This is a genomic window from Pedobacter sp. GW460-11-11-14-TSB4 (genome assembly GCF_059423705.1).
This window is the reverse complement of sequence record NZ_JBWKYI010000060.1, coordinates 1-2,035: the sequence shown is the minus strand read 5'-3', so window position 1 is coordinate 2,035 and position 2,035 is coordinate 1. Positions and strand designations below refer to the sequence as shown.

At 48.8% G+C, this 2,035-nt stretch carries 1 tRNA gene and 1 rRNA gene; both read right to left on the bottom strand.

The annotated features are described in order from the left end of the window. Nucleotides 1-4: 4 nt before the first annotated feature. Nucleotides 5-79 (bottom strand) — tRNA-Ile (locus AC07YT_RS24950). A 258-nt stretch (nucleotides 80-337) separates the two neighbouring features. Continuing rightward, nucleotides 338-1,859, bottom strand: a 16S ribosomal RNA gene (locus AC07YT_RS24945). Nucleotides 1,860-2,035: the final 176 nt, after the last annotated feature.

The window sequence follows — 2,035 nt, the reverse complement described above, 5'->3', positions numbered from 1 at the left end:
CGTGTAGTCCCGTCCAGATTTGAACTGGAGACCCCTACATTATCAGTGTAGTGCTCTAACCAGGCTGAGCTACGGGACTGTTGATTTAAGGTCGGCTATCGTATGCAGTATATAGTATCTTACCGCTACTGCTTTCCTTTGGCTTTCCCCATCTTTAGGTTCCGTTATGCTTTGCACTTAAGCTATGGCACACCGTTGTCTTCTGGGTGTTTCTTTTTTTCTCTTGTGTTTTTTAAAGTATATGGTATGGCATGGTGGCCTTAAGCCTTCTACCTTATTACCTTCTACCTTATTTAGAAATATCATGTTGCGTGGCGAGTAGGCGGTGCTACTCCAGAAAGGAGGTATTCCAGCCGCACCTTCCGGTACGGCTACCTTGTTACGACTTAGCCCCAGTTATCGGTTTTACCCTAGGACGCTCCTTGCGGTTACATACTTTAGGTACCCCCAACTTCCATGGCTTGACGGGCGGTGTGTACAAGGCCCGGGAACGTATTCACCGCGTCATTGCTGATACGCGATTACTAGCGAATCCAACTTCATGGGGTCGAGTTGCAGACCCCAATCCGAACTGTGAATGGCTTTGTGAGATTCGCATACCGTTGCCGGCTAGCTGCCCTCTGTACCATCCATTGTAGCACGTGTGTAGCCCCGGACGTAAGGGCCATGATGACTTGACGTCGTCCCCTCCTTCCTCTCTGTTTGCACAGGCAGTCTGTTTAGAGTCCCCATCATTACATGCTGGCAACTAAACATAGGGGTTGCGCTCGTTGCGGGACTTAACCCAACACCTCACGGCACGAGCTGACGACAGCCATGCAGCACCTAGTTTCGTGTGATTGCTCACTGATCTATCTCTAGATCATTCACTAACTTTCAAGCCCGGGTAAGGTTCCTCGCGTATCATCGAATTAAACCACATGCTCCTCCGCTTGTGCGGGCCCCCGTCAATTCCTTTGAGTTTCACTCTTGCGAGCGTACTCCCCAGGTGGAACACTTAACGCTTTCGCTTAGCCGCTGACTGTGTATCGCCAACAGCGAGTGTTCATCGTTTAGGGCGTGGACTACCAGGGTATCTAATCCTGTTTGATCCCCACGCTTTCGTGCCTCAGCGTCAATAAGACCATAGTAAGCTGCCTTCGCAATCGGTGTTCTGAGACATATCTATGCATTTCACCGCTACTTGTCTCATTCCGCCTACCTCTAGTCCATTCAAGCCCATCAGTATCAAGGGCACTGCGATAGTTGAGCTACCGTCTTTCACCCCTGACTTAACAGGCCGCCTACGCACCCTTTAAACCCAATAAATCCGGATAACGCTTGGATCCTCCGTATTACCGCGGCTGCTGGCACGGAGTTAGCCGATCCTTATTCTTCCGGTACATTCAGCTATTTACACGTAAATAGGTTTATTCCCGGATAAAAGCAGTTTACAACCCATAGGGCAGTCTTCCTGCACGCGGCATGGCTGGTTCAGAGTTGCCTCCATTGACCAATATTCCTTACTGCTGCCTCCCGTAGGAGTCTGGTCCGTGTCTCAGTACCAGTGTGGGGGGCCATCCTCTCAGATCCCCTAGTCATCGTCGCCTTGGTGGGCCGTTACCCCGCCAACTAGCTAATGACACGCATGCCCATCTTCATCCCATAAATGTTTGATCATTGGATAATGCCATCCTGTGATTTTATGCGGTATTAATCCGGATTTCTCCGGGCTATCCCCCAGATAAAGGTAGGTTGCATACGCGTTACGCACCCGTGCGCCACTTTCATATCCAGCAAGCTGGATAATCTCGTTCGACTTGCATGTATTAGGCCTGCCGCTAGCGTTCATCCTGAGCCAGGATCAAACTCTCCATTGTAAAATGTGTTGTAAGATGCTGACCAGTTTTAACTATTGTTAAAAATAGTCTTCTTTTTGTTATGTTGTCTGTTAGACACCACCTTTAAAATAAAGCTACGTAATCATGTACTTTGATCGGTACTCCATTACCTCGCTACGCTACATTGACATCTCTTTTAAGAACTTGTTGATCTG